Source organism: Desulfohalovibrio reitneri (assembly GCF_000711295.1).
Taxonomy (GTDB): domain Bacteria; phylum Desulfobacterota; class Desulfovibrionia; order Desulfovibrionales; family Desulfovibrionaceae; genus Desulfohalovibrio; species Desulfohalovibrio reitneri.
In genome coordinates this window covers 2,178,456-2,202,781 of record NZ_JOMJ01000003.1, presented here as the reverse complement: position 1 = coordinate 2,202,781, position 24,326 = coordinate 2,178,456, and the positions used below count along the sequence as shown (strand labels likewise).

The window sequence follows — 24,326 nt, the reverse complement described above, 5'->3', positions numbered from 1 at the left end:
GGCCGGGCTGGGGCGGCTACTTGCCGCCCTTTTCCTTCTCGGCCCGGATGCGGGCCTTGACGCGCTCTTTGCGGCGCTTGCGGCGGCGGTCCAGTTCTTTCTTGCGCTCGTGCTTCTTGTGGCGGGCCATGTGTTCCTCCAGAATAAAAAGGGCTGCGCCGCCCAGGGGCGGCGGGAAAGACAAGCAGACATTATAAGAATGGTTCCGAGTCCAAGTCAAGCCCCGGCCAGATGGCGCAGCGCGTCCTCCTCGTCCGGTCCGCCCAGCAGGGCGTTCTCCAGCACCACAACCTTCGGCGCCTCCTCCCCGAAGAGGCTGGCCACGCGCATGGCCAGGTCCGCCCCCTGGCGGCCGTCCGGCAGCAGGGCCGGAGCGGCCACGGCGTGAAAATCCTCCCCACGCTGCTCCGCCGAGGCGATGAGGCGCAGGGCCTCCTTGAACCCGGCGGCTCGGGCCACCTCGGCTCCGGCGTCGGCAGCCGCGTCCGCCAGCGACTCGCGCCGCTCGAAGTCGCCGTCCACGATAAGGACGCGCTTGCCTTGCAGTTCGGCTCGGGACATGGTCCGAGGGTATCCGCCTCCGGGGTTGTTTACAAGCCGCCGTCCCCCCGGCTATCTCTGTGCGGCAAACCCAAGGAGCCATCATGCTGGACCGCGACGATGCCCTGCGCCTGATGCGCGAGCGCATAGCCGACGAGAACACCCGCCGTCACTGCCTGGCCTCCGAGGCCGTGCTGCGGGCACTGGCCGAACGGCTCGGCCACGACCCCGAACTATGGGGCCTGACCGGGCTGCTGCACGACCTGGACTACGCCGAAACCCATGACGCCCCCGAGCGCCACGGCCTGGCCGCTGCCGGGGCCCTGGAGGGCAAGCTGCCAGAGGAGGCCGTGGCGGCCATCAAGCTGCACAACTGCGAGCGCAACGCCTGCGGCGAACCTTCCAGCGAACTGGACTGGGCCCTGCGTTGCGGCGAGACCGTGACCGGCCTCATCACCGCCGCCGCATTGGTGCGGCCCAACGGCATGGAGGGCATGAAGGCCAAGAGCCTGAAGAAGAAGATGAAGGACAAGGCCTTCGCCCGCAGCGTCAGCCGCGGGAACATCCAGGAATGCGAGAAGCTGGGCCTGGACCTCTCCGAGTTCCTGACCCTGTCCGTGGCCGCCATGACCCCCCTGGCCGGGGAGCTGGGGATTACGGAGTAGGGACTACTCTTCCCTCCACCCCGGCAGGCGCAGGTGGAGGGTGGTGGCCTGGGCTGCCTCGTCCAGAATGACGCTGAGCTCGCCGCCCATGACGCGGGTCATGAGGCGGGCGGAGTAGGCGCCAAGCCCCGTTCCCCGGTGCTTGCCCCGGGTGGCGTATTTTTCGAAGAAGCGGCCGCGCATCTCCGCCGGGGGCAGGCCGGGGTTGGTCAGGTACAGGTCGGCCCAGCGGCCTTCGCTCCTGGTGGCCAGGCGGATCCTGCCGCCGGGGGGAGCGGCCTCGGCCGCGTTGCGCAGCAGGTTGCCCAGTGCGGTGCCAACCAGTTCCTCCTCCGCCCGCGCCTCCACGCTTCGCAGCCCGTCCGTGTCAAGGTCCAGCCCCTTGCGCTCCAGAAGCAGCAGGTTTTCAGCTGCCGTGCGCCTGGCCGCCTCGTCCAGGCGCACCCGCTCCGCCGTGGGCTCGTAGGTGCCCTGCTCCATACGGAAAAGGACCAGCGAACGGTTGACCAGCCGCAGCACCTTGCGGGCGCTGTCGCGCACCTGCCGGAATGCCTCGGCGATCTCCGGGTCGCCGGTCTCCTCGGCCATGTGCTCGGCCAGCCCCATGATGCCGCTCAACGGGCTCTTGAGGTCGTGGCGGGTGATGTTCTCCACGTCTTCCCGCAACCGGGCCAGCTCCCGCTCCGCGGTGATGTCGCGCACAAACCCCTCGTAGTAGAGGATGCGGCCGCGTTCGTCCCGCTTGGCCCGCGCATCGCGGCTGGTCCAGACCAGCTTGCCGTCCGGGCGGGGGACGCGGCACTCGAAGCCCTCCACCACCCCTTTTTCAGCCAGCTCCGCCCGCAGCCGCTCCCAGTCACTCCGATTCTCGAAAACCTGCCCGCCGATGTCCCGCACCGTGGTCAGCAGATCCTCGGGGCTTGCGTAGCCGTACATGTCCGCCAAGGCCTGGTTAGCGTCCAGGTAGCCGCTTTGCATGGAAGTGCGGTAGATGCCCACCGGCGCTTCCTCGAACAGTTCCCGCGCCTGCCGCTCGGCCTGCCGCAAGGCGCGCTCTGTGCCGCGCTGCTCGGTGACGTCGAAGACAATGGAGAAAAGCAGGGTGCGTTCGTTCTGGGTGATGGGGCCGGAGAACACCTCCACCTCGCGGTGCTCGCCGGAGCCGAGGGTGTGCACGAACTCGTGCCGCTGTCCGCCGCGATCCACGGTCCTCTTCATGGCCTCGTTGAGGCGATCCTCGGGCAGGGGGTTGATGCGGCTGATATGGTTGCCGGGCAGGCTTTGCAGGCCGTAGAAGGCGCGGGCCGAGGCGTTGGCCTCCACGATGAGGCCGGACTCCGGGTCCACCAGGAACATGACCGCCGGGTTGTGTTCGAACAGGCCCAGATACCGGTCGCGGCTGCGGAAGGCGCGGTTGCGGGAATCCTTGAGGTCGGCCATGCGGATGGACCGCACAGCCAGCAGGATGACCGCGCAGGCCGCGAGCAGCACCGCCAGCCCCACGGCGACGCCGGCAGAGACCGCCCCCGCCACCTGGGCAAGCGCATCCCGCCGGAAGCCCAATAAAAAGACCAGGGAGATGCCCCCCAGACAGAGCGCGCCCACCAACAGGGCCTTCCAGAGGCCGCGTGTGCTTGTCCGCATGTTCTCCCTTCGGCCCGCCCGTGCGGCCGCGCATGCTCGCGGCTTGAGCGGAATGCCTCCGCTCGAAGCAGGTATTCCTCGCTTTTCGGGAACCTACAACCTCCCAAGGCTTGCGGGCAAGCTATTTGCCGAAAGGACAGTGCGGAAAGCGGCAGACCTCGCATTCGGCGCACATGCCGCCCGCCCCAAGCCGGGCCAGGTCGCGCCGGGAGAGGCGCAGGCCGGCCAGAATCCGGGGCAGCAGCAGATCCAGGCTGGTCACGGCGAAGTACAGGGCGCAGGCGGGCACGCCGATGAGGTCGGTCTGCCCGATGCGGCCGGTGAGGGTCATGGCCCCGGGCAGCACCGGCATGCCGTGCAGCAGGTCCTCCGCCCCGGCGTCCAGCAGGGCCTGGCGGGTGACGTCGTCCGGGTCCACGGACAGCCCGGCTGTGGTGATGACCAAGTCGCAGCCCGCGTCCAGCAGCTCCCGCAAGCCGGAAGCGATGGCCTCGCGGTCGTCCGGGCGGATGAGGCTCTTGACCACCTCGCCGCCGAACTCCTCCAGCTTGCGGGTCAGGATTGGTTCGAAGCGGTCCTCGATAAGTCCCTGAAAGACCTCGGTGCCGGTGATGAGCAGCCCGGCCCGGGCTTTGCGCAGGGGAAGCACGCGCACCGGTTCGGCCCCGGCCAGGGTGGCCAGGGCGGCCTCGGTCTCGGACCGGGAAAGATGCAGGGGAATGGCCCGGGTGGCCGCCACGGCCTCGCCCTTCTCCACCAGGGCGGCGTGGGGGCGGGTGGCGGCCATGACGCGCGGGGCCAAGTTGAAGGCCTCCAGGGCCTCCTCGTCCACGGCCAGCAGGCCGTCATGCGACGCGTTCAGGGTGACCTTACCCTCCCGCGGGGGCCCAGCGGGCTCCACGGAACCGTCCGGGGCCAAAGCCCCGGCGAAGAGGCGAGCGGCCTCGTCCTCGTGCACCCAGTCCTTGTTCTCGTCCTCGTCCAGCAGGTAGACCCGCTGCCTGCCCATCTGCTGCAAGCGGCAGACGTCGCCGGGCATGACCGCCTGCCCCCGGGTGAAGGCGGGGCCTTTGGAGACGCCCGGCTCGATTTGGGTCATGTCGTGGGCCACGTGGCGGCCCACGGCTTCCTCCACCGGAACGGCGCGCAGGTTGGGTCCCTCCCTCGAGGCCCGATGCAGTTCAGACTCCACCGGGGCGCGGCCCTGGCAGCCCAGGCAAATGCGCCCGGTGCGCTCGGGGTAGGCTTCGCCGCACAAGGGGCAGGCGCGGATGGGCCCCTTGGAGGTCTTGCCCACGTGCTCCGGCTTGACCTGGGCGGGCTCGATGCGCAGCACCGACTCCCCGGCCAGCCGCATCTCCTCGCGCAGCCTGTCCACGTCCTGCTCCGGCTTGCTCTTGGCCTTGAAGAACCAGTCGCGGAACTCGGGCCAGTCCTGGAGCTTCTCCGGGTCCAGGGCCACGCGCACCCCTTCGCCGGTGTGCTTGTTGAACAGGGTCAAGGCGTAGCGGCCCAGGTCGATGACCCGCAGCCAGCCGTTGCCCGCGGTGCAGGGAGTGAGAATCTGCACGGCGTCCGGCAGGCAGCTGGAGGCCTCGGAAATGGCGTCGAAAAGGACGCCCTCGGGCAGGCGGCGGCGGGCGGCCTGCACCATGATGCCGCCGATGATCAGCCCTGGCGCGGGGTAGCCGTGGAAGCGCCTGGCCTCCTCAATGAACTCCGCGAAGGTGTGAGGGCCGATGTGGCTGATGGCCGTGTACGGCTCGGGGGTGGTCTGGGTCTGGCTCACGAGTCGCCTTCATGAAAGGTCTGAACGTTGAAGGGAAGCCTGCGCGCGGCGGCCTCGGCGGCGAAATCCTCGACCTCCTGATACCAGGCCTCCAGGGCTTCCAGCACCTCGCGGCCGAAGGAAGTCAGCACGAACCCGCCGTGGGGTCCCTGCTTCTCCACCAGGGGGCGGCCGATCTTCTCCTGGCAGCGCTTCATGCGCCCCCAGGCCGCCCGGTAGGACATGCCCAGGGCCTTGGCCGCCTTGTTCAGGGAGCCCTGTTCGGCCACCTGGCGCAAAAGCACCATGCGGCCCAGGCCCAGCACCTGGTCGCCGTCGTCCTCCAGCCACATGCGCATGCGCAGGGTGGCGGTGGGCTGTCCGCTGTCCTCAGGCATTATTGTCCATTGTCTTCAAGCATTATGTTAATTCTAACAAAACATATTCTAGTCATGTACTACCCCCCGGGCCGCTTGGCAAGCCTCCCCCTTTTCAAAACCGGCCACTCTGCTACAAGAGGGGGCTCCGGGCGACAGCCCGCCCCCCGAGGACTTCCCTCATGGACGTATCCGCCAAGGACATAGAACGCAGGCCCCTGAGCACCATCTGGCGGCTGGCCTGGCCCCAGACGCTGATGATGGTATTCCACTTCCTCATCGGCTTCATCGACGTTTTCGTGGCCGGACGCATCTCATCCAACGTCCAGGCCTCCATGGGCATGATCAGCCAACTGCTGTTCTTCTTCCTGGTGCTAGCCATGGCCGTGGCCAACGGCTCGGTGGCGGCCATCAGCCAGTCCCTGGGCGCGGGGCTGCACCGCCGCATCCTGCGCTTCATCGGACTCTCCCTGCAGCTGGGACTGGCGGGCAGCGCCATCATCCTCATGGCGGGCTGGCTGGCCAAGGACGCCGTCCTCTCGCTGCTGCAAGTGCCTGCCGAAATCTCCGGCATCATGAGCTACTTCTACGACGTTTTCCTGCTCATCCTGCCGGTCTATTACCTCTTCATCATCACCAACGCGGTATTCCGCGCCCGCCAGCAGGTCTTTCAGCCCCTGTACGCCATGATCCTTGTGACCACGGTCAACACCCTGGGCGACTTCGGCCTTGGGCTGGGCTGGTTCGGCCTGCCGGAACTGGGCTACAAGGGGCTGGCCTGGGCCACTTTCGCCTCCATCGCCTGCGGCACGGTCTTCAACGTCTTCCAGCTGCTGCGCTTCGACCTGCTGCGCGCCCGCTCCTTCCCCCCGCTGCGCTGGATACGCCCGGCCGTGGGCTACATCTTCAAGGTGGCCTGGCCCGGCGGGCTGATGATGGTCGTCTGGCACTCGGCCTACATGGTCCTCTACGCCCTGGTGGCCTCCCTGCCGGAAGGCAGCGTCACCGCCCTGGCGGGCATGTCCGCCGGGCTGCGGGTGGAGTCCTTCCTCTTTCTGCCCGGATTCGCCTTCAACATGACCGCCTCCATTCTGGTGGGCGAGTACCTGGGCAAGGGCGACCCAGGCGAAGCCAAGCGCATGGGCTACCGCATCTGGCTGCTGGCCCTGGGCTGCATCGGCCTGCTCACCCTGGGGCTGTGGCTGGTCATCGAGCCGGTGGCCGCCTTCATCGCCCCCGACCCCACGGTGGCCGCGGAAACGGTCAATTACCTGACCTACAACATGGCGGCCATCCCCTTCGTGCTCACCGTCATGACCCTGGCCGGAGCAATGAACGGAGCGGGGGCGACCCTCTACAACCTGCTCTCCTTCTCCATCGGCTCCTGGGTCATTCGCCTGCCCCTGGCCTGGTGGCTGGGCCACCACGCCCTGGCCGAATCCACCGGCATATGGATGGCCATGCTCACCTCGCAGGTTCTGCAGGCCTGCATGGTGCTCTACATTTATACTTACTGGCCATGGCAGCGCTTCGCCCTGGTCAAACGACGCAAAGGACAGCCCAATGGATTTCGAACCAGTTAGCCTGGACCTGCAGGACGAATACCGCCGCCGCTTCGAAGCCACACCCGCCCGGGCCTCGGACTACTCCTTCATCAACCTCTGGGGCTGGTGCGAGGTGTACGGCCTGACCTGGCGCTTCGACGACGAACTGGTCTGGATCCGGCAGGAACACCCCGAGCCCGCCCTGTGGGCCCCCGTGGGCCCCTGGGACAAGGTGGACTGGTCCGCCTACCCCCTCCCGGACGTGGCCCCCAAACTCATCCGCGTGCCAGAGGAACTCTGCGAAACCTGGCTGCGCGCCCGCGACGGCGTGACCATCAAGGACGCCCGCGACCACTGGGACTACGTCTACCGGGTGGACGACCTCCGCAACCTGCCCGGCAAGCGCTACAAAAAGAAACGCGACCTGCTCGAACAGTTCAAGGCGGACTACGACTGGGACTACCGCCCCCTGTCCCCGGAATGCGTGGAGGAAGTGCTGGACATGCAGCTGGAATGGTGCCGCTGGCGCGACCGCGAGTCAGACACCACCCTGCAGGGCGAAAACGAGGCCATCCGCCGCACGCTCACCGACTGGGACCGCCTCAAGGGCATCACCGGCGGCGCCCTGCGGGTGGACAACCGCATCGTGGCCTACACCGTGGCCGACGCCCTGGCCGGCGACCCGCTGGTGGTCCACTTCGAAAAAGGGCACACCCGCATCGAAGGCGTCTACCAAGCCATCAACCAGATGTTCCTGGAAGACCAGGGCAAGGACTACGCCTACGTCAACCGCGAACAAGACCTCGGCGACCCCGGCCTCCGCCGCGCCAAACTCTCCTACGATCCTAGCCATTTCGTGAAGAAATTCGAGGTCATCCCGGAATAGCGGGTGCGCGGGAATGAAAAGTGGCTGGCGGGGGTGAATGGGCAGGGCAGCGGGGGAAGAGGAAACTTTTTTCTGGCGACAAAAAAGTTTCCTCTTCCCCCACACCCCCAACTCCTTCAAAAAATTCGCTTGGTTCTCGCTTCGCTCGGGGGCGTGGTACGGCGGGTGGCAGCCGGGCGCCCACAACCCAATTCCGCGTTCCACGCATGTGGAGCCAACCGGACAGGGCTATGGCTGTACCGGGTACAGCGAGTCACCCAGATGTGCCTTCGCCGGGGTGCCCCCCCGTCCGCGAATCCACCACGCCCCATCCCGCGAACACACATGCAAAGTTACTTTGCCTCGGGTCCAGGGCCGAGTAGGCCCTGGTCGCCGAAGGCGAAATGCTTCCCTCTTCCCTTCTTCACCTTCTCACCCCGGATAGGCTTCTTTTTTCCATTCCAGGGTTTCTTCCCAGGTGGGCGAGCGCCAGCCCAGGGGTGTTTGGCGTGCGGGGGTGACAGGAATTTCGGTTTGCTGGCCGCCGGTTTCCAGGCGTGCGCGGACTTCCTCGCCCGCTTGGGCTGCTTTGGCGGCTTTGGGGGAGAAGGAGGCCAGCAGGGAGGCGGCGTCGTCTGCGTCGGAGGGCTCCAGGGGGGTGCCGGGCAGGGGGCGCAGGAGGGCCCAGGGGCTGGGGAAGCCGACCAGGGTGATGGTGGTGTCGCCGGGCCGGGCCAGTTGCAGGAGGCGTTCGTTGTCTGCCTTGTTGCGGCCGATGGTCAGCCACTTGTTTCCGGCCCAGTACTGGCGGCCGACGTTGGCCAGGTGCAGGTCGTCGGCGGTGGGGGCGGGGTGGCGGGCCAGCAGGGGGTGGTAGCGGCGGCAGTTTTCCTTTTCCGTGAGGCGGCAGCCGCCCGCGGGCGTGGGCACTTCGGTGATGCCGAGTTCCTCGGCCAGGGCGAGCTGGCCTTTGCGGCCGCGCCCGCCAAGATTGAGGAGCTGGTCGCGATCCACCAGCCCGGCTTGTTCCACCGGCGTGGGGTCGAGGTTTCTGGCGCAGAGGGGGCGCAGCAGCACGTCGCGGACCCCGGCCTCGCGGGAGATGGCGTTGAGGGCGTCGTGGCGCTGGGACATGGGCCGCTGGCCGATGACCTCGCCGGTGGCCAGGATTTTGGCGCTGTATCGGGGCATCAATTCCTTGGCGTGGCGCAGCATGAGGATCTTGCAGTCCACGCAGGGGTTGAGCCGTTTGCCCAGGCCGTAGCCGGGCCCGCGCAGGAGCATGTCCACGAAGGGCTGACCCACGTCCACGGGTTCGATGTCCAGGCCGTATACCTCCCGCCAGTGGGGCAAGTTGTCCGGGCAGCCGAAGAAGGGGCTTGTGAAGTGCAGGCCGAGGACGTTCAGCCCCTGGCGCTGCAGGAGCTTGGCCGCCAGCAGGGAGTCCAGCCCGCCGGAGAAGAGGGAGAGGGCATCGTATTTGGGCATGGCGAGGCAATGTAAGGCCGTTTTTCCCACCCCGCAAGGCTGGTTTGCCATTCCCGGCAATTGATCGGGGAAAAGAAAGCGCCCGCCTCCGCGTAGGGGGCGGGCGCTGGAACTCGCTGTCAGGAAGCGGTGCCTACCATTTGCGCTCGTACTTGTTGCGAAGCCAGATGGCCAACCCGTTCATGCTCAGCAGGATGAAGAGCAAAACGATGATTCCTGCGGCCGTGCGCGAGGAGAAGGCGCGCAGGGCGCTGGAGGACCAGGTGTAGATCTGGGCGGGCAGCACGGTGGTGGCCTCGGTGACGCCGTCGGGCGCTTCGGGGATGTAGGCCATCATGCCCACGATGAGCAGGGGGGCGGTCTCGCCCATGGCCTGGGCCAGGCCGATGATGGTGCCGGTGAGGATGCCGGGCAGGGAAAGGGGCAGCACGTGGTGCCAGATGACCTGCCACCTGGTGGCACCCAGGGCCAGCGCGCCTTCGCGGATGGAGTCCGGGATGGCCCGAATGGCCGCGCGGGTGGCGATGATGATGATGGGCAGGGTCATCAGGGAGAGGGTCAGGCCGCCCACCAGGGCGGAGGAGCGCGGCACCTCGAAGAAGTTGATGAAGATGGCCAGGCCCAGGAGGCCGAAAAGGATGGAGGGGATGGCCGCGAGGTTGTTGATGTTGACCTCGATGATCTGCGTGAGCCGGTTGTCCGGGGCGTATTCCTCCAAGTAGATGGCGCACATGACGCCGATGGGGAAGCTGAAGAGGAAGGTCAGCAGGATGACGTAGAAGGAGCCCACGGCCGCTGCCTTGATGCCGGAGAACTCCGGCAGCTTGGAGTCGCCGTTGGTGAAGAAGGCGAAGTTGAAAAACGCCTCCGCCCTGCCTTCACTCTCCAGGCGGTCGACCACTTCCTTCTCGGCGGGGGAGAGGCGGTTGGGCTTGCCCTTGATGTACTGGTCCACTTCGGCCGTGGCCAGCACCCACTCGGTGCGGGTGGTGCCCATGAGGTCCGGGTTGTCGTCCATGCGGCGGGGGATGAGGCGCAGGTAGCCCCGGCTGACCAGCTCCTCGTACTGCCGCTCCACGGCGTTGTAGGAAATCCGCTTGCTGGCCTCGTTGTAGGAGACCTCGACCTGGATCTTGGTCTGCCAGAAGGCGGGGTAGCCCTTGGTGACGATGTCTCCCAGGAAGAAAACCAGGAAGGCCCCGGCCAGGAAGATGGCCGCCATGGAGTAGAGGCGGAATCGCTTCTCCTTGCGGCGCCTGGCCTTGTTGATTTGGTCGATGTTCGACCAGTCCATTTCTTTGGCCACGAAAGGCTCCTCCTACTCGTACTTCTGCCGGAATTTGCGGATGATAACGAGGGATATGACGTTCAGCACCAGGGTCAGGACCAGGAGCACCAGGCCCAGGCCGAAGGCGGAAAGCGTCTCCGGGCTGTCGAAGGACTGGTCGCCGGTGAGTGCGGCCACGATGCGCACGGTGACGGTGGTCATGCCCTCCAGGGGGTTGGCCGTGAGGTTGGGGCGCAGCCCGGCGGCCATGACCACGATCATGGTCTCGCCCACGGCGCGGGACACGGCCAGCAGGAAGGCGGAGACCACGCCCGGCAGGGCAGCGGGCAGCACCACCTTCTTGATGGTCTCCGAGGTGGTGGCTCCCAGGGCGTAGGATCCCTCGCGCATGTGCTGGGGCACGGAACTGATGACATCGTCGGAGAGGGAGGAGACCAGGGGAATGATCATCACGCCCATGACCAAACCCGGGGCAAGGGCGTTGGTGTAATCGGCGTTGAGGCCCACTGCTTCGACGGCCCTGACGATGAGCGGGCTGACGGTGATGGCCGCGAAGTAGCCGTAGACCACGGTGGGGATGCCGGCCAGGATTTCCAGGGTGGGCTTGGCGAACTTGCGGGTGCGGGTGTCCGCGTATTCGGACATGAAGATGGCCGCAAACAGCCCGATGGGGATGGCCACCAGCATGGCGATGGCCGTGATCATAAAGGTGCCCGCGAAGATGGGCACCGAACCGAACTCCGGTTCGGCCACGTTCTCCCCGGCCCGGCCCGCGCCGCCCAGGAAGGCGGTGTCCGGGCTCCAGGTCGTGCCGGTGAGGAAATCCCACAGGGAAACGATGTTGAAGAAGCGGATGGCTTCGACGACGATGGAGATGACGATGCCGATGGTGGTCAGAATGGAGATGAGGCTGGAGACGATGAGGGTCCAGACGATGACCTTCTCCACCTTGTCGCGCGCGCGCAGATCCGGGGCGATGCGGCGCAGGGCGAAGAGCAGCCCGGCCGCGCCCAGCCCCAGCCCGGCGGCCAGGAGCATCGGCCCGGGGACCTCCCACAGATGCACCAACTCCCCGAAGGCGGCCAGCACGGCCACGATGAGCGGCGGCAGGACGACCCACAGGGCCCCGTACCAGCCGTAGGAGCCGGAAGTGGAATGGAACCTCTCACCCCTGGCCTGTCCGACCCTGACCCGGGAGCGGGACAGGAAGAAGGCCAGGACGCCCAGGGGGATCAATCCGAGTAGCAGGTATTGGAAGACGAAGGAGGTGCTCACGTTCCGCCTCGACTGAAAAAGACTTGAGGAAAGATGGCCAGCCCGGGGGATGTCCCCCCGGGCTGGCCTTACTGTTCTCTGCGTGGTGGCGTCAACTCTCTAGAAGAGGTCGCCGCTTTCGAGCTGGGATTTGGTCATGGGGGTGAAGCTGGTCACCTTCTCCTGCATCTTGGCGCGCACGCTGTCAGGCAGGGGGATCAGACCAATGCGCTGCAGCAGGCCGCCGGGGCCGATCATCTTCTCGGACATGAACATCTCCACGTACTCCTTGACGCCGGGAACCTGCCCGATGTGGGCGTTCTTCACGTAGAAGAACAGGGAGCGGGAAATGGGGTAGTCGCCGGAGGAGATGGCCTCGGGCTTGGGCTTCACTCCCTCGATGGAGGCGCCCTGGATGCGGTCCTGGTTCTCGGCCAGGAAGGAGTAGCCGAAGATGCCGAAGGCGTCGCGGTCCTTGGTCAGGCGCTGCACGATGAGGTTGTCGTTCTCGCCGGCGGGCACGTAGGGGCCGTCCTGGCGGATCTTGGTGTACTCGCCGCCGTACTCGGGCATTTCCTCGGAAGCGGCCTCCATGACCAGCTCCTCGAAGGCGTCACGGGTGCCGGAGGTCGTCGGGGGGCCGTAGATCATGATCTTGCGGTTGGGCAGGCTGGAATCGATTTCGTTCCAGTTGGTGTAGGGGTTCTTCACCAGCTTGCCGTCCTGGGGCACCTCGGCGGCAACGGCCAGGTGCAGCTGCTCCAGGGTCAGGTCGACGGGGTCGTTGGCCACGTTCTGGGCGATGGCGATGCCGTCGTAGCCGATGACGGCCTCGGTGATGCCTTCGACGCCGTTGGACTGGGCGCGCTCGAACTCCTTGATCTTCATGCGGCGGGAGGAGTTGGTGATGTCCGGGGTGGACACGCCCACGCCGGCGCCGAACAGCTTGTGGCCGCCGCCGGAGCCGGTGGACTCGATGACCGGGGTCTTGAAGTCGGTGGTGGCGCCGAACTCCTCGGAGACGTAGCTGGCGAAGGGATAGACGGTGGAAGAACCCACGATCCGGATCTGGTCGCGGGCGTGGGCGGTGCCGACCCCAAGGGCCAGCAGCGCGGCGAATACAACGGCGAGCCTCAACATGTTACGCATGTAACTCCTCCTTACGAACTTTGGGATGATTCCCGTTTGAGCAACCTCTTCGAACCTCAACTTGATATGATCCACGTGTTACACTTGCTTGGTTGCCATATGACATTTCGGAAACAAGCCGAATCCGCTCAAAACGCTTATTCGACAGCTTTTTTCCGTCGGCAGCCCGAGTGACAACACGATTCGTCACCAAACCGTAACAATGCACTAGGAGCGCATGCCCTCGATGACCTGTTTCAGGGTCCCGGCCAGCTTCTCCAGGTCGGTGATGGCCTCCCTGGAATGGCGCATGGCCTCGGCGGTTTCCCCGGCGATGAGATCCACCCGCTCGCTGGCGCGGTTCACCTCGCTGGACACACCGGCCTGCGACTCCACCACGTTCACGATGCCTTCCACGTGCTCGGCGGTCCGCTGGGCCATGCTCACGATCTCGCCGAGGGCCTCGCCGGAGCGGATGGTCAGCCGGTTGCCCTCGTCCAGGGCCTCGGCAGCCTCCTGGGTGGATGAAACGCTGGAGGAAGCCGAGGACTGGATGGCCCGGATGGCCTCGCCCACCTCCTTGGTGGCCCCCATGGTTTTCTCCGCCAGCTTGCGCACCTCGTCGGCCACAACGGCGAAGCCTCGCCCCGCCTCGCCCGCGCGAGCGGCCTCGATGGCCGCGTTGAGCGCCAGCAGGTTGGTCTGGTCTGCGATGTCGGTGATTACGCCGACGATGCGGCCGATGTCCTCGGCCTGTTTGGCCAGCTCGCCCATATCGGTTTGCAGCGCGCCCGCCTTCTCCGATACGCGCTCCATGACCCGCACGGCCTCGCGCACGACCTCCTCGCCCTCCTCCGCTTTCCCGCGGGTGCGGCCGGAGAGATCGGCGGAGGTGGAGGCGGAGACCGAGACCTCCTCCACCAGGGAATTCATGCGCTCCATGGCTCGGGCGGCCTCGGAGGCGCGGGCCTTCTGCTCCTCCGCGCCCCGGGCCGAGGAATCGATCTGGGCGGCCAGCTCGGTGGTGGCGGAGGAAAGCTGCTGGGATATGTCGCCCGCGTCGGCCGCAGCCTCGGCGATCTTCTCGTTCTGCGCCGTGACCCGCTCCTGCTGCTCACGCTCCCGGGTCAGGTCCACCCACATGGCCATGGCGCCCATGATGGCCTTGTCCAAATCATAGATGGGGGTGGCGGCGGCGCGCAGGTAGAGGGTGGAGCCGTCGGCCCGGCGGTACTCGGTCTCCTCGGTGATCTGCCGCTTCTCGTCCATGGCCCGCCGCGTGAGGTCGGCCAGGCGGCACGGCCCCCCGGCCAGTTCCGAGACGGGGTGGCCCCGGTACTCCTCCGGCTGGCCGCTGTGGCCCAGGATGTCCATGGCCTCGCGGTTGATGTGGGTGATGCGGTCGTCGAGGTCCACCACGGCGCAAGGCACGATGAGCCCGGCCAGCACGCCCTGGGAAAAGCCCAGCTTCTCCTTGAGCTCGCCGACCATGGAGTTCATGGCCCGCACGGTCTGCCCAATGGTATCGTTGACCCCGTACTCGAAAGTGGCGTTGAAGTTGCCCCGCGAAACCTCGCGGGACAGGTTGGCCAAGCCGTACATGGGCCGCATGAGGGTGCGGCTGGTCAGCCAGATGACCAGCAGGGAAGCCGCCAGGGCCACGGCCGCGGCGATGCCGCCGCCGGTGATGATCTGTTCATTCACTCCGGCCATGAGATCGGCGCGGGAGACGACCGTGGCGAAACGCATGTCCCAGGGCTCGAAGTACATGACCCGGCCCAGCCACTCCTCGCCGTCCAGGTTGTAGGAAACCAGGCCCCCGTCGGCCTCCAGAAAGGCATCGCCGTAGGAGAGCCTTCCCAGATTCACGGCCAGCTTGTCCCCGGGCCGGATGACAACCCGCCCGTCCCCGGTGAAGGCGAAGGAGAAGCCGTGGCCGCCCACGTCGAACTTGGGCACGGCCCGGGCCAGCTCGGCCGTGACGATGGGCCGGGCAACCTCCACCGCGCCGATGATTTGGTCGCCCATGTCCTTGACCGGGGCATAGGCGGCCATGGCCCAGCCGTCCCCCACCCAGGCGCGGGCAGTGACCGGCTCGCCGCGCTCAAGCGCCTGGTAGGCGGGGGAGTCGTTCTCCAGATACGTCCAAGAGGCGCGTCCGCCGTCCGCCTGCACGCTGGTGCTCACCCGGATGAGCCTGTCCTCGTGCAGTTGCAGAACCGAGGCCCAGGCCCCGGTGAGATCGGTGACCTTGTCCACCAGGCCGGTGTCCTCGTGCAGGAACTTCGGGCCCAGCTTGAAACCGGGCAGGGTGGCCTTGGCGGGCTGTCCGCCGCGCTGGGAGCGAAGGGGGGCCTCCACCTCCATCAGCGGCTGGACGATGGGGAAGCCCTTCAACTCGAACTGGGTCCGCATGATGCTCAGGTCCGAGGCGGCGTTCTTCTTCTTGAGGTCGTGCTGCAGGCTGGCCAGCTCGCGCAGGGAACGGCTGACGTTGGACAGCGTCTCCTGGCCGTTGCGCAGGTAGCCGCGCTTGGTGGTGACGAACTGGGTGGCGGCCATGCAGGCCAGGGTCACGAAAACGATGAACAGGGAGGCGATGACCAGCTTGGTGCGAAAGGGTATTTTCCGGAGCATTCCTTTTTCCCGCGGTGAGTTCGCCGAATGATTCGGCCTTCCTGGCGCGCCGCGGGAGTCCCCCTCCCGTGCGGAACGCGGGGGCAGAAAAGCAGACAAGCGTGCCGCGCGTATCACGCCAGTGTGACGGCGTTCGTAACAATCCGTTTTCCCGCAACTTCCCGGCTGGATAGCCCGCAGCCATTGCCGCCCGGCCTCGCCTGGGCTACACCTGCCCGGTCATGCGTTGCCACGTCTGCATCATGGGCGCGGGGGCCGCCGGGCTGACCTGCGCTGCCGAGGCCGCCTCCCGGGGACTGGACACGCTCGTCCTGGAGCGCGGCCCGGGAACCGCGCGCAAGGTGCGCATCGCCGGGGGCGGCGGCTGCAACCTGACCAACCTGGAGTTGGACGCGGGCGACTACCTGTGCGCCAACCCCCACTTCGCCAAGTCCGCCCTGGCCCGCTTCACCCCCTGGCAGGCGGTCGACTTGCTGCACAAAGGCGGCCTGGACACGGTGGAGCCGCACGAGCCGGGCCGCATCTTCTGCGCCCAGGGCGCGGAGGCGGTGGCGGACTGGCTGGAAGAGCGCGCCCGCCAAGCCGGGGCGCGCATCCGGCTGGAGACGGCCGTGCTGTCCGTGCGCCAGCGCGACGGCGGCGGCTTTCTGGTGGAGACATCCGGCGGCGAAGTGGCCTGCGACAAGCTGGTGGTGGCCTCCGGCGGCCCGGCCTGGCCTCAGGCGGGAGCGACACCCGATGGCTACGCGGTCTGCCGCTCCCTGAGGCTGGAGGTCATCGAGCCGCGTCCCGCCCTGGTCCCCCTGCGCGCCGCCGGACCCCTGAAGCCAGTCTGCCGGGAGCTGTCCGGCGTCTCCGCCCGGGTGGCCGTGCATCTGGACACCCCCCCGCCCCGGCCCGTGGCCGGCAACCTGCTCTTCACCCACACCGGCTTGTCCGGCCCGGCCGCGCTGGACGCCTCCCTCTTTCTGGGGGCCGGGGAACATCTGGTGGTGGACTGGCTGCCGGGTCTGGACTTGGCTAGAGAACTGGCGGGCCGGGACAAGATGCTGGTCCGCAACGCCCTGGCCCGCCCGCTGCCCAAACGACTGGCCGCCGCCCTGTGCCGCCTGCTCGGCTGGAACGGCACCCTGGGCGACCTGGGCGCGGACTGGCCGGAGAAACTCGACGCCCTGCACCGCCACGACCTTGGCCTGTTGCCGCCCGATGCCTGGGCCAAGGCCGAAGTCACCGCCGGGGGCGTGGACACGCGGGCCATCTCCTCCAAGACCATGGAGGCCCAAAGCGTGGCGGGGCTGTTCGTCGTGGGGGAATGCCTGGACGTCACCGGGCGGCTGGGCGGCTACAACCTGCACTGGGCCCTGGCCTCGGGCATGGCCGCCGGGCAGTCCGTCTGACCCGGCCCGCGCTTTTCTTCACGTTCCAATAAAAACGGGCGGCGGGGAGCCTCGCGCTCCCCGCCGCCCGCTTCGGTTCGCCGGACTGGACGTCCTTTGGCAGTTAGGCCTGAGGTTCCTTGTCCTGGTGGTCCACGGACTTGTGGATGTCCACGTCAGCCGGGGCGGCCCCCCGGGCCGAAGCGGCCACGCGGCTGGTGATGCGCACATCGCCCTTGGCGATGTGCTTCTCGATCTCCTGGTCGCTGTACCCGGCCATGCCCGCGTGGTGGCGCACGTTCTCGTACAGCACGGAGCCGGGACCGGCCAGGGGCTTGAACATGTGCTTGTGCGCGCCGCAAATGGGGCACTTCCAGTCCTCGGGCAGGTCCTGGAACTGGGTTCCGGGCTTGATGCCCCGGGGGGGGTCGCCCACTTCCGGGTCGTACACGTAGCCGCAGTTGTGAACCTGGCACTGGTACATTTCATTCGCTTTACCCATGATCGACTCCTTGTTTTCCTTTTCCGGTTCATTGTCAGCACTACCGGAAAAGCGCGGAAGCGACAGGGGAGTGAATGGGGGGGTTTCGGTGAGAGGGTTTTCCCCCGCCGTCAGGGAGCAGCCGCCCCCCGGGACGCTTCGTTCTTCACCAGCAGGTGGAAAAACTCCTGCACGAAGCGGCCGGTGAGGACGTTGTTCAGGGAGAAGGTGGCGTCCAGGGTCTTGGGGAAGGTTCCGGCGTAGGCCTGGAAGAGGTCGCCGGAGAGCTTGCGCAGGGAGGGGGAAAGCTCCAGCCGCAGCTCCGCCCGCTTCTCCCTGGGCAGATCGGACAGGCGGCAGGAAACCGGGCGCTGGGGAAAGATGCGGCACTCGCCAAGCTCGCTCAAGGGGCAGGTGACGCCCTCCTTGCGGTAGGCGCGCGAGACCTCCGGGGTGAGCCCTCCGTGGCCGGTCCGCGCCCGCACCTCCCGCTGCACCCGCCGCTGCGTCTTGCCCGCCTCCACGGCCCGGCTCTTGACCTCCTCGCGGTCGCGGCGGCCCAGGGACAGGTTGGAGGCGTGGTGGATGTACACCGCCGCCGCCAGGGAAAGCCGCACCAGGGAGGTGCAGCAGCCGTCGTGCTCCATGCCGCAGCGCTCGGTGACGCCCTGCTCCCGCAATTCCTCGTCCAGCCGCTCCAAAAGGGCCTCGTAGTCGGCGAAGAAGGGGGCCAGGTCCACCTGGCGGTTGTGCTCCAGGGAGGGCTCGCGGATGGTCAGCTTGCTCTGCTGCTTGCCGTAGCGGCGCAGGAACCGCCATTGGCCGAAATTTGCCGGCTGGGAGCGGAAGCCGTGCAGCCGCTTGTCAGCCTGCTTGGAGGTCAGCCCCTTGCGCAGCAGCCAGGCCTTGATCACCGTACCGGTGCGGCCTATGCCGAAGCGGCAGTGCACCAGCACCTTGCGGCCGAGGTAGATTTCCCCGTCCAGCCACTCCAGGGCCTTCTCCAGCTCGTCCATGTCCGGTGCCTTCTCGTCCGGGATGGGCAGGTAGTAGACCTCCAGCCCGGACTCGGACTCCAGCCAGTGCAGGTCGCAGAACTCGGCGCACAGGTTCAGCACGGCCCGCACGCCCTGGTCCTTGATGGACTCCAGGTCGGCGTAGGACATGGGGGCGGAGCCCACGGCCAGCGAGTCCGTGATCCACCGCAGCTCGTAGACTTCCTTTTTCTTCGCGCCCACAGCCGCCTCCCGCCGGAGCTAGGCCGGATCGGCCAGGGTTTCGGCCACCGCCCGGCGCAGCAGGTGGCGGTCCACGTCGTCGCGGACCTCCACCCTGCCCAGGGCGGTGGGCACCACCAGCCGCAGCACCCCGCCCCGGGCCTTCTTGTCCGTGGCGGTGGCGGCCAGCACACGGTCCACGTCCAGATCCAGTGGCCTGGTGGCCAGGCCGAAGGCGTTCAAAAGCCGGTCGTGCCGGGCCTGGTCGCTGGGCGACAGCATGCCGGTCATGCCCGCCAGACGCGACATGCAGCGCATGCCGTAGGCCACGGCCTCGCCGTGGCTGAGGCCGTAGGAGCTGATGTCCTCCAGGGCGTGACCGATGGTGTGGCCGTAGTTGAGAATCATGCGCGGGCCGGACTCCCGCTCGTCCCGCTCCACCACGCCGGCCTTGAGGGAGCAGCAGGCGGCCACGGTGCGGGTGGCGGCCTCGTCCTCCAGGGCCAGCAGGGAGCGGGCGTTTTCCTCCAGATAGGCGGCGAACCCCTCGTCCGCGATGAGGGCGTACTTGACCACCTCGGCCAGCCCGCTGCGCAGCTCGAACTCCGGCAGGGTGGCCAGGGCGCGCACGTCGGCGTACACGCGGGCGGGCTGATGGAAGAGGCCGCAGGCGTTCTTGGCCCCGGGCAGGTTGACAGCGGTCTTGCCGCCCACCGAGGAATCCACCTGGGACAAAAGCGTGGTGGGCACCTGCGCGAAGGGGATGCCGCGCATGTAGCAGCCCGCTGCGAAGCCGCCCAGATCGCCGACCACGCCGCCGCCCACGGCCAGCAGGCAGTCGCCCCGGTCCACGCGCTGGGCCAGCATCTGAGAGAGCACCCGCTCCAGCACGGCCAGACTTTTTGACTCCTCGCCCGGCCGCACCTCCACGTACCCGGCGCACAGGCCGCGCTCAACCAGTTGCCGCCGCAACTCCCCGGCGTACAGTTCGCCCACGGTGGCGTCGGTGAGCACCAGATAGCGAGCGGCCACGGGGCGCGCCGCCAGGTCGTCGGCCACCCTGTCCAACTGCCCCGGCCCCACGCGGATGTCATAGGAAAGGTCCTCCTCCCGGCGGAGGCAGACCCGCACCTCCTCCATCAGTCCCTTTCCCCGGTCAGGTCGGAGGCCCCGGACTCCTGGTGGCGGATGGATTCCTCATGCACGTACTGGTAGACGCGCAGTACGAAATCCTCGTCCAGCCCCAACTCCTTGCCCTGGCGGATGCGCTGCTGCAGGGTCTGCTTCCAGCGCTTGGGCTGGTACACGGAGATGCCGTTGGCCTTCTTGAAGGCGCCGATGGAGCGGGAAACGTCCATGCGCTGCCGGATGAGCCCCAGCAGGGCGGTGTCGATCTGGTCCAGGATGCCGCGCATGTTGTCCAGGTAGGCGGCCTGCTCCGACCCGGCCTTCTCCTTCTTGGTCTGCAGCGCGGCCAGCACCTTGCCCAGGGCCTTGGGCTTGAGCTGCTGCTTGGCGTCGGACAAGGCCGAGTCCGGGTCGATGTGCGACTCGATCATCAGGCCGTCGAAGGTCAGGTCCAGGGCGGTCTGGGCGACTTCCTGGATGAGTGCGCGGGTGCCGCAAATGTGGGAGGGGTCGCAGATGATGGGCAGCGAGGGCACGCGGCGGCGCAGCTCGATGGGAATCTTCCAGTTGGGCTTGTTGCGGAAGCGGGACTTCTTGTAGGCGGTGAAGCCCCGGTGGATGGCCGCCAGCTTGGTGATTCCCGAGGTCTGCACCCGCTCCAGCGCACCCAGCCACAGCTCGATGTCCGGGTTGATGGGGTTCTTGACCATGACCGGGATGTCCACGCCCTTGAGGGCGTCGGCGATGGGCTGCACCGAGAAGGGGTTCACGGTGGTGCGCGCCCCGATCCAGAGCACGTCGATGCCCGCCTCCAGGGCCTCTTCCACGTGTTGCGGGGTGGCCACCTCGCAGGTCACGGGCAGGCCGACCTCCTTGCCCGCCTGTTTCAACCAGTACAGCCCCTCCTTGCCCACGCCCTCGAAGGATCCGGGCCGCGTGCGGGGCTTCCAGATGCCCGCCCGCAGCATGTTCACCCGGCCAAGCTCGGCCAGCCCCTTGGCCGTGGCCAGCACCTGCTCCTCGCTCTCGGCGCTGCACGGCCCGGATACAACCAGGTATTCGTCAAAGGGGATGCCCCAGCTCGTCAGTTTTTCCGCCTTTATCGCGTCAGACATGTCGCCCCCGGAAAGTTTGGGTTTTGCGGGAGCCTAGTTTCTTTCCGCGCGCGGGGCAAGGAAGGCGGTATCCGAATCGGCCAGCGTCCCCTCGTAGTTGCGGCGGCAGTAAATCTTGCAGTTGAGGTCCGCGTTATCCAGGATGTCGATGCAGTTGATGGCCGCCTGCGTCTTGCTGCGCACTTCCTTGCGCAGCCGGTCGCAGGTTTGCAGGCACTGGCGCAGATCCGCGTCCGCTCCCAGGGCGGCCAGGCCGTCTGAGTAGTCGTTGCAGATGCGCTTGCGGGTAAAGGAGCTGCAGGCCGCCGGATACCGATGCAGGTTGCGGTTGGTGACGAAGTTGCAATGGAACCTGAAGTTGGACAGCGTCATGGTCGGCTTGGCGCAACCGGCCAGCATCGCCGCCAGTATCAGCAAGGCGAGCCACGTTTTACCGGGCATGGGGACCTCCGTGTTTTACGGCCACAATACCATGGTCCGACTCCCTGGCAAGCGTCTTGCGCGGCGCTACCGGATGAGCTTGAAGCAGGCCAGGCCCATGGCCACGGCCATGGCCGAAGCCAGCAGGAATACTCCTTCCAGCCCGGCCAGGAGGTAGACCCCGCCCATGAGCAGCGGGCCGATGGACTGGCCGACGCGCAGGATGGTGGCGTTGGCGGCCATGAACATGCCCCTGTACTTGCCCGGAGCCAGTGTGTTCAGAAGCGTCAGCGCCGATGGAATGTTCAGCCCCTGGGCCAGACCGAAACAGGTCACCGGCGCGAGAAGCCACCACTTCTCGCCGATGAATGGCGTCACCCCGAAGGCTATGGCGTACAGCAGGTAGGCCACCCGGATTAGGCGCTTCTCCCCCACCATGGCGGAAAGCCTTCCCAGCTGCGACGAGGCCAGCGCGGTGAAGAACGAAGAGACGGAAATAATCAGCCCGATGATGAAGGGCGAGGCCTCGAACCGGCTGGACAAGAGCACCGGGTAGTAGGTCACCAGCGGTCCGTACAGCAGAACGAACGTCACCAGGGCGGACAGCAAAAGCCCCAGCACCGTGCGCGTCTTCATCTCCCGCAGCGAACCGCGCAGGTAGCTTAAAAACTTTTCGTCACGGGAGGACGGCACCGTCTCCAGCTTTGTCAGCACCACCCAGGCCAACGGCAGGGCCACCAGCGGCAGGACAAAGGGATACCGCCAGCCGAACAGCCCCAGCAGCCCGCCGATGAAGGGATAGGCCGCCGTGCCCACGGACAGCGCCCCGGCGTTGAACCCCATCACCGTGGCCAGCTCCCGGCCGGACCAGAAATCCCCCAGCATGGTGGTGGCCAAAACCCCCAGCGCCGAAGCCCCCACGCCCTGCAAAAGCCGGAGCACCAGCAAGCTGGAGAAATCCGGCGCGAAGGCGCAAGCCGACCCGGCCAGGGCGAATAGCACCATGGAGGGCACCAGCACCAGCTTGCGCCCCCACCTGTCCGCCAGCATCCCCAGAAACGGCGTCAAAAACACGCCCGGAATGGTGAAGGCGGCCACCACCCAGCCTATCTTCTCCGGCCCCACGCCGAACGCCCGGCCCATGTCCGGCAAAATGGGAATAATCGAGGAAACCCCCAAAACCACCATCAACGTGACGCCGAAAATGATCCGCAAACGCGGATCCTTCAACAGTTCATGCATCCGGCGGCAATACCAGCACCCCCCGGGCAGGGCAAATGGAGATTTGGGAAAATCACGGGTGGCGGGGAATGGGGTGAGGTCGGCGGGGGTGTGGGCGGGGGTTGGCTGGGAATAGCGGCCCAATTCCGCGTTGAACGCATCTGGAGCCAAACGGCCAGGGCGAGGTTTTACTGGCTGGGAAATCACCACAATCGCAGGTTCGCCGGAGCGCTCCCGCGTATGCCCATGGCGCGCCCCATCCCGCGAACCCACATGCAAAGTTACTTTGCCGCGGGTCCAGGGCCGCGCAGGCCCTGGTCGCCCGCCAGGGCGAAATCTTATTCTTCCTTCAACCTTCTTATAGTCTGGGAGTAGGCCTGGAAGACGTCGTGGCGGTTGATGATGCCGAGGACGTCGGTGGCGTCGTCGGGGTCGATGACGGGGATTTGTCCGTAGTCGGTGTCCACGAATTGCAGCAGGGCGGTGTAGAGGTCGTCATTGGGGTAGAGGAAGGCGGGCTTGCGCATGAGGTCGCGGGCGACGATGAGCTCGAAGAGGGCGTCCTCGTAGAGGACTTTGCGCACGTCCTGGAGGGTGAGGATGCCGGAGATACGGTCGTCGTCGCCGCGCACGGGGAAGAAGAGTTCGTTGGTGTTAGCGATGATGTGGGTGAGGACCTTGAGGTTCATGGACTCTTCCAGAACGGTGACGCGCCCTTTCTTGTAGAAGTCCTTGACCTGGAGTTCCTCGAGGATGTTGATGGTGGCGTCGTTGACGTGCGCCGGCGACTCGAACTTGTTTTCCACCTGGTGTTCGTAGAGGGAGGTGCGGCGGCAGAGCACCAGGGCCAGGGCGGAGGCGAGCATGAGGGGCGCGAGCAGGCCGTAGCCCTGGGTAATCTCCGTGACCATGATCAGCGGCCCGATGGGGGCGTTGGCCACGCCCGCGAAGAAGGCGGCCATGCCCACCAGGACGTAGGCCCCGGGTTCGCCGACGATGTGGGGGTAGCGGATATGGGCCAGCTTGCCCACCATTCCGCCTGTCATGCCGCCCACGAAGAGGGCGGGGGCGAACATGCCGCCGGACATGCCGGAGCCGATGGTCATGGAGGTGGCCACGGTCTTGCCCAGGATGATGGCCAGCATGAGCATGAGGGGGAGCTGGCCGAAGATGGCCATTTCCAGCCAGCCGTAGCCGCCGGTGAGGACGTGGGGGAAGAAGACGCCGAAGGCGCCCATGCACAGGCCGCCGAGTCCGGCGGTCCACATGAGGCCGACCTTGGCGCGCACGCGGTGGAAGATGCTGAATTTGATGAAGTAGAAGGCGCGCACGTAGAACCAGCCCACGGCCGAGGTGGCCACGGCCAGAATGGCGTAGAACGGCAGTTCCAGGGGGTTTTCGAACTGGAACGAGGGGATGCCGAAGATGGGTTCGGTGCCGTAGAAGAGGGTGAAGATGGTGTAGGCCACCACGGAGGAGAGAACCGAGGGCAGGATGGCCTCGGCCTCGAAGTCCTCGGTGTAGATGACCTCGATGGCGGTGAGGGCGCCGCCCAGGGGGGCGCGGAAGATGGCGCCCAGGCCGCCCGCCGCACCGGCCAGGAGCATGATGCGGCGTTCGCGCACGGACAGGCCCAGTCGGGTGGCCAGGAACGAGCCCACCCCCGCGCCAATCTGGGAGATGGGTCCTTCCTGCCCGGCGGAGCCGCCGCCGGAAATGGTGAGGATGGCCATGAGCCCCTTGATGATGGGTGTCCGCGGCCTGATGCGTCCTTCCTGGTTGTGGAAGGAGTTGATCATGGCGTCGGTGCCGTCGGTGCCCGCGTCCTTGGTCTCGGGGATGAAGCGCTGCACCAGCCAGCCGGTGAGCAGGCCGATGGCGCACAGGGCCACGGGCACGATCCAGGGCCGGAAATCGCCGGTGTGGCCGCCGTGGACCAGGCGTTCGCCCGCCGGGGCGGGGAGTTCGAAGCCCGCCAGGGTGGTGAGGATGAAGTGCTTGCCGTGCTCCACCCCGAGGTAGAAGAGGACGGCTCCCAGGCCGGAGGCCACGCCCACGCCGATGCCCAGCACCAGCCAGCGCACGGAGCTGATCTGGCGGTAGGAGCGCAGGAATTCGCGCCACAGCCGGATATGCCGTCCCAGGGGGCTCACCGGGACCCTCCTGGGAG

20 protein-coding genes are annotated in these 24,326 nt (G+C 67.0%); 4 read left to right on the top strand and 16 right to left on the bottom strand.

The features are described 5' to 3' along the window. Positions 1-216 precede the first annotated feature (216 nt). Positions 217-561 carry a hypothetical protein gene (locus tag N911_RS16965; RefSeq protein WP_029897099.1) on the bottom strand — a complete coding sequence of 115 codons (345 nt, stop codon included), beginning with the start codon at positions 559-561 and terminating at the stop codon, positions 217-219. Positions 562-644: 83 nt separating this feature from the next. On the opposite strand from N911_RS16965, the gene N911_RS0110995 reads away from it, so the two are divergent. Beyond that, positions 645-1,205, top strand: a complete 561-nt coding sequence (locus N911_RS0110995; protein ID WP_029897097.1) for an HDIG domain-containing metalloprotein — start codon at positions 645-647, stop codon at positions 1,203-1,205. 3 nt (positions 1,206-1,208) lie between these two features. Here N911_RS0110995 and N911_RS0110990 read toward each other — a convergent pair whose 3' ends face one another. From N911_RS0110990 to N911_RS0110980, 3 genes are all read right to left on the bottom strand, one after another. Next, positions 1,209-2,849: a sensor histidine kinase gene (locus N911_RS0110990; RefSeq protein WP_029897095.1), complete on the bottom strand. Its 1,641-nt coding sequence runs from the start codon at positions 2,847-2,849 to the stop codon at positions 1,209-1,211. A gap of 121 nt (positions 2,850-2,970) precedes the next feature. Then, positions 2,971-4,638 (bottom strand): FmdE family protein, encoded by a 1,668-nt coding sequence (locus tag N911_RS0110985; RefSeq protein WP_081859170.1) that lies wholly within the window; start codon positions 4,636-4,638, stop codon positions 2,971-2,973. Beyond that, positions 4,635-5,015, bottom strand: coding sequence for a winged helix-turn-helix domain-containing protein (locus N911_RS0110980; protein ID WP_035104703.1), 381 nt, complete (start codon positions 5,013-5,015; stop codon positions 4,635-4,637). The genes N911_RS0110985 and N911_RS0110980 overlap by 4 nt, the downstream gene beginning before the upstream one ends. Positions 5,016-5,176: 161 nt before the next feature. Here N911_RS0110980 and N911_RS0110975 point away from each other — a divergent pair, with 161 nt between their 5' ends. Beyond that, on the top strand, positions 5,177-6,577 hold the full coding sequence (locus N911_RS0110975; protein WP_029897088.1) for an MATE family efflux transporter: 1,401 nt from the start codon (positions 5,177-5,179) through the stop codon (positions 6,575-6,577). Beyond that, on the top strand, positions 6,558-7,424 hold the full coding sequence (locus N911_RS0110970; RefSeq protein WP_029897086.1) for a DUF2156 domain-containing protein: 867 nt from the start codon (positions 6,558-6,560) through the stop codon (positions 7,422-7,424). Before N911_RS0110975 ends, N911_RS0110970 begins: the two co-directional genes overlap by 20 nt. A 411-nt stretch (positions 7,425-7,835) precedes the next feature. Here the strand turns inward: N911_RS0110970 and N911_RS0110965 are convergent, their stop codons facing one another. The 5 genes from N911_RS0110965 to N911_RS0110945 all read right to left on the bottom strand — a co-directional run bounded on the left by N911_RS0110965 (position 7,836) and on the right by N911_RS0110945 (position 15,198). Continuing rightward, on the bottom strand, positions 7,836-8,891 hold the full coding sequence (locus tag N911_RS0110965) for a tRNA (5-methylaminomethyl-2-thiouridylate)-methyltransferase (RefSeq protein ID WP_029897084.1): 1,056 nt from the start codon (positions 8,889-8,891) through the stop codon (positions 7,836-7,838). Positions 8,892-9,024: 133 nt separating this feature from the next. Beyond that, positions 9,025-10,185: a phosphate ABC transporter permease PstA gene (gene pstA / locus N911_RS0110960; protein ID WP_029897082.1), complete on the bottom strand. Its 1,161-nt coding sequence runs from the start codon at positions 10,183-10,185 to the stop codon at positions 9,025-9,027. 24 nt (positions 10,186-10,209) lie between these two features. Then, positions 10,210-11,454, bottom strand: a complete 1,245-nt coding sequence (pstC, locus tag N911_RS0110955; RefSeq protein ID WP_029897080.1) for a phosphate ABC transporter permease subunit PstC — start codon at positions 11,452-11,454, stop codon at positions 10,210-10,212. Positions 11,455-11,553: 99 nt separating this feature from the next. After that, positions 11,554-12,582 carry a PstS family phosphate ABC transporter substrate-binding protein gene (locus tag N911_RS0110950; protein WP_029897078.1) on the bottom strand — a complete coding sequence of 343 codons (1,029 nt, stop codon included), beginning with the start codon at positions 12,580-12,582 and terminating at the stop codon, positions 11,554-11,556. Between the two features lie 207 nt (positions 12,583-12,789). After that, the gene (locus N911_RS0110945; RefSeq protein WP_029897076.1) at positions 12,790-15,198 is read right to left on the bottom strand and encodes a methyl-accepting chemotaxis protein; all 2,409 of its coding nucleotides are present in this window, start codon (positions 15,196-15,198) and stop codon (positions 12,790-12,792) included. Between the two features lie 221 nt (positions 15,199-15,419). Between N911_RS0110945 and N911_RS0110940 the strand changes: the two genes are divergently transcribed. Continuing rightward, positions 15,420-16,595 carry a BaiN/RdsA family NAD(P)/FAD-dependent oxidoreductase gene (locus N911_RS0110940; RefSeq protein ID WP_029897073.1) on the top strand — a complete coding sequence of 392 codons (1,176 nt, stop codon included), beginning with the start codon at positions 15,420-15,422 and terminating at the stop codon, positions 16,593-16,595. A 103-nt stretch (positions 16,596-16,698) separates the two neighbouring features. On the opposite strand, the gene N911_RS19190 is transcribed toward N911_RS0110940, so the two are convergent. The 7 genes from N911_RS19190 to N911_RS0110905 all read right to left on the bottom strand — a co-directional run bounded on the left by N911_RS19190 (position 16,699) and on the right by N911_RS0110905 (position 24,309). After that, complete coding sequence (locus N911_RS19190; RefSeq protein WP_081859169.1) at positions 16,699-17,076, bottom strand: rubredoxin; 378 nt, start codon at positions 17,074-17,076, stop codon at positions 16,699-16,701. Positions 17,077-17,186: 110 nt separating this feature from the next. Next, positions 17,187-18,293, bottom strand: a complete 1,107-nt coding sequence (locus N911_RS0110930; RefSeq protein ID WP_029897070.1) for a protein-tyrosine phosphatase family protein — start codon at positions 18,291-18,293, stop codon at positions 17,187-17,189. Between the two features lie 18 nt (positions 18,294-18,311). After that, on the bottom strand, positions 18,312-19,412 hold the full coding sequence (gene aroB, locus N911_RS0110925) for a 3-dehydroquinate synthase (RefSeq protein WP_029897067.1): 1,101 nt from the start codon (positions 19,410-19,412) through the stop codon (positions 18,312-18,314). Beyond that, positions 19,412-20,515: a chorismate mutase gene (locus tag N911_RS0110920; RefSeq protein ID WP_035104696.1), complete on the bottom strand. Its 1,104-nt coding sequence runs from the start codon at positions 20,513-20,515 to the stop codon at positions 19,412-19,414. The genes aroB and N911_RS0110920 overlap by 1 nt, the downstream gene beginning before the upstream one ends. Positions 20,516-20,548: 33 nt before the next feature. Next, the gene (locus tag N911_RS0110915; protein WP_029897064.1) at positions 20,549-20,956 is read right to left on the bottom strand and encodes a hypothetical protein; all 408 of its coding nucleotides are present in this window, start codon (positions 20,954-20,956) and stop codon (positions 20,549-20,551) included. A 66-nt stretch (positions 20,957-21,022) separates the two neighbouring features. Beyond that, positions 21,023-22,177, bottom strand: a complete 1,155-nt coding sequence (locus N911_RS0110910) for an MFS transporter (RefSeq protein WP_029897062.1) — start codon at positions 22,175-22,177, stop codon at positions 21,023-21,025. A gap of 317 nt (positions 22,178-22,494) precedes the next feature. After that, the gene (locus N911_RS0110905; protein WP_029897060.1) at positions 22,495-24,309 is read right to left on the bottom strand and encodes a chloride channel protein; all 1,815 of its coding nucleotides are present in this window, start codon (positions 24,307-24,309) and stop codon (positions 22,495-22,497) included. Positions 24,310-24,326: the final 17 nt, after the last annotated feature.

Bases quoted from the DNA above. Each gene is read 5' to 3' on its own strand.
- N911_RS16965 (WP_029897099.1), bottom strand. From the start codon at position 561: ATGTCCCGAGCCGAACTGCAAGGCAAGCGCGTCCTTATCGTGGACGGC.
- N911_RS0110995 (WP_029897097.1), top strand. From the start codon at position 645: ATGCTGGACCGCGACGATGCCCTGCGCCTGATGCGCGAGCGCATAGCC.
- N911_RS0110990 (WP_029897095.1), bottom strand. From the start codon at position 2,849: ATGCGGACAAGCACACGCGGCCTCTGGAAGGCCCTGTTGGTGGGCGCG.
- N911_RS0110980 (WP_035104703.1), bottom strand. From the start codon at position 5,015: ATGCCTGAGGACAGCGGACAGCCCACCGCCACCCTGCGCATGCGCATG.
- N911_RS0110975 (WP_029897088.1), top strand. From the start codon at position 5,177: ATGGACGTATCCGCCAAGGACATAGAACGCAGGCCCCTGAGCACCATC.
- N911_RS0110970 (WP_029897086.1), top strand. From the start codon at position 6,558: ATGGATTTCGAACCAGTTAGCCTGGACCTGCAGGACGAATACCGCCGC.
- N911_RS0110965 (WP_029897084.1), bottom strand. From the start codon at position 8,891: ATGCCCAAATACGATGCCCTCTCCCTCTTCTCCGGCGGGCTGGACTCC.
- pstA (WP_029897082.1), bottom strand. From the start codon at position 10,185: ATGGACTGGTCGAACATCGACCAAATCAACAAGGCCAGGCGCCGCAAG.
- N911_RS0110950 (WP_029897078.1), bottom strand. From the start codon at position 12,582: ATGCGTAACATGTTGAGGCTCGCCGTTGTATTCGCCGCGCTGCTGGCC.
- N911_RS0110945 (WP_029897076.1), bottom strand. From the start codon at position 15,198: ATGCTCCGGAAAATACCCTTTCGCACCAAGCTGGTCATCGCCTCCCTG.
- N911_RS0110940 (WP_029897073.1), top strand. From the start codon at position 15,420: ATGCGTTGCCACGTCTGCATCATGGGCGCGGGGGCCGCCGGGCTGACC.
- N911_RS19190 (WP_081859169.1), bottom strand. From the start codon at position 17,076: ATGGGTAAAGCGAATGAAATGTACCAGTGCCAGGTTCACAACTGCGGC.
- aroB (WP_029897067.1), bottom strand. From the start codon at position 19,412: ATGGAGGAGGTGCGGGTCTGCCTCCGCCGGGAGGAGGACCTTTCCTAT.
- N911_RS0110920 (WP_035104696.1), bottom strand. From the start codon at position 20,515: ATGTCTGACGCGATAAAGGCGGAAAAACTGACGAGCTGGGGCATCCCC.
- N911_RS0110915 (WP_029897064.1), bottom strand. From the start codon at position 20,956: ATGCCCGGTAAAACGTGGCTCGCCTTGCTGATACTGGCGGCGATGCTG.
- N911_RS0110910 (WP_029897062.1), bottom strand. From the start codon at position 22,177: ATGCATGAACTGTTGAAGGATCCGCGTTTGCGGATCATTTTCGGCGTC.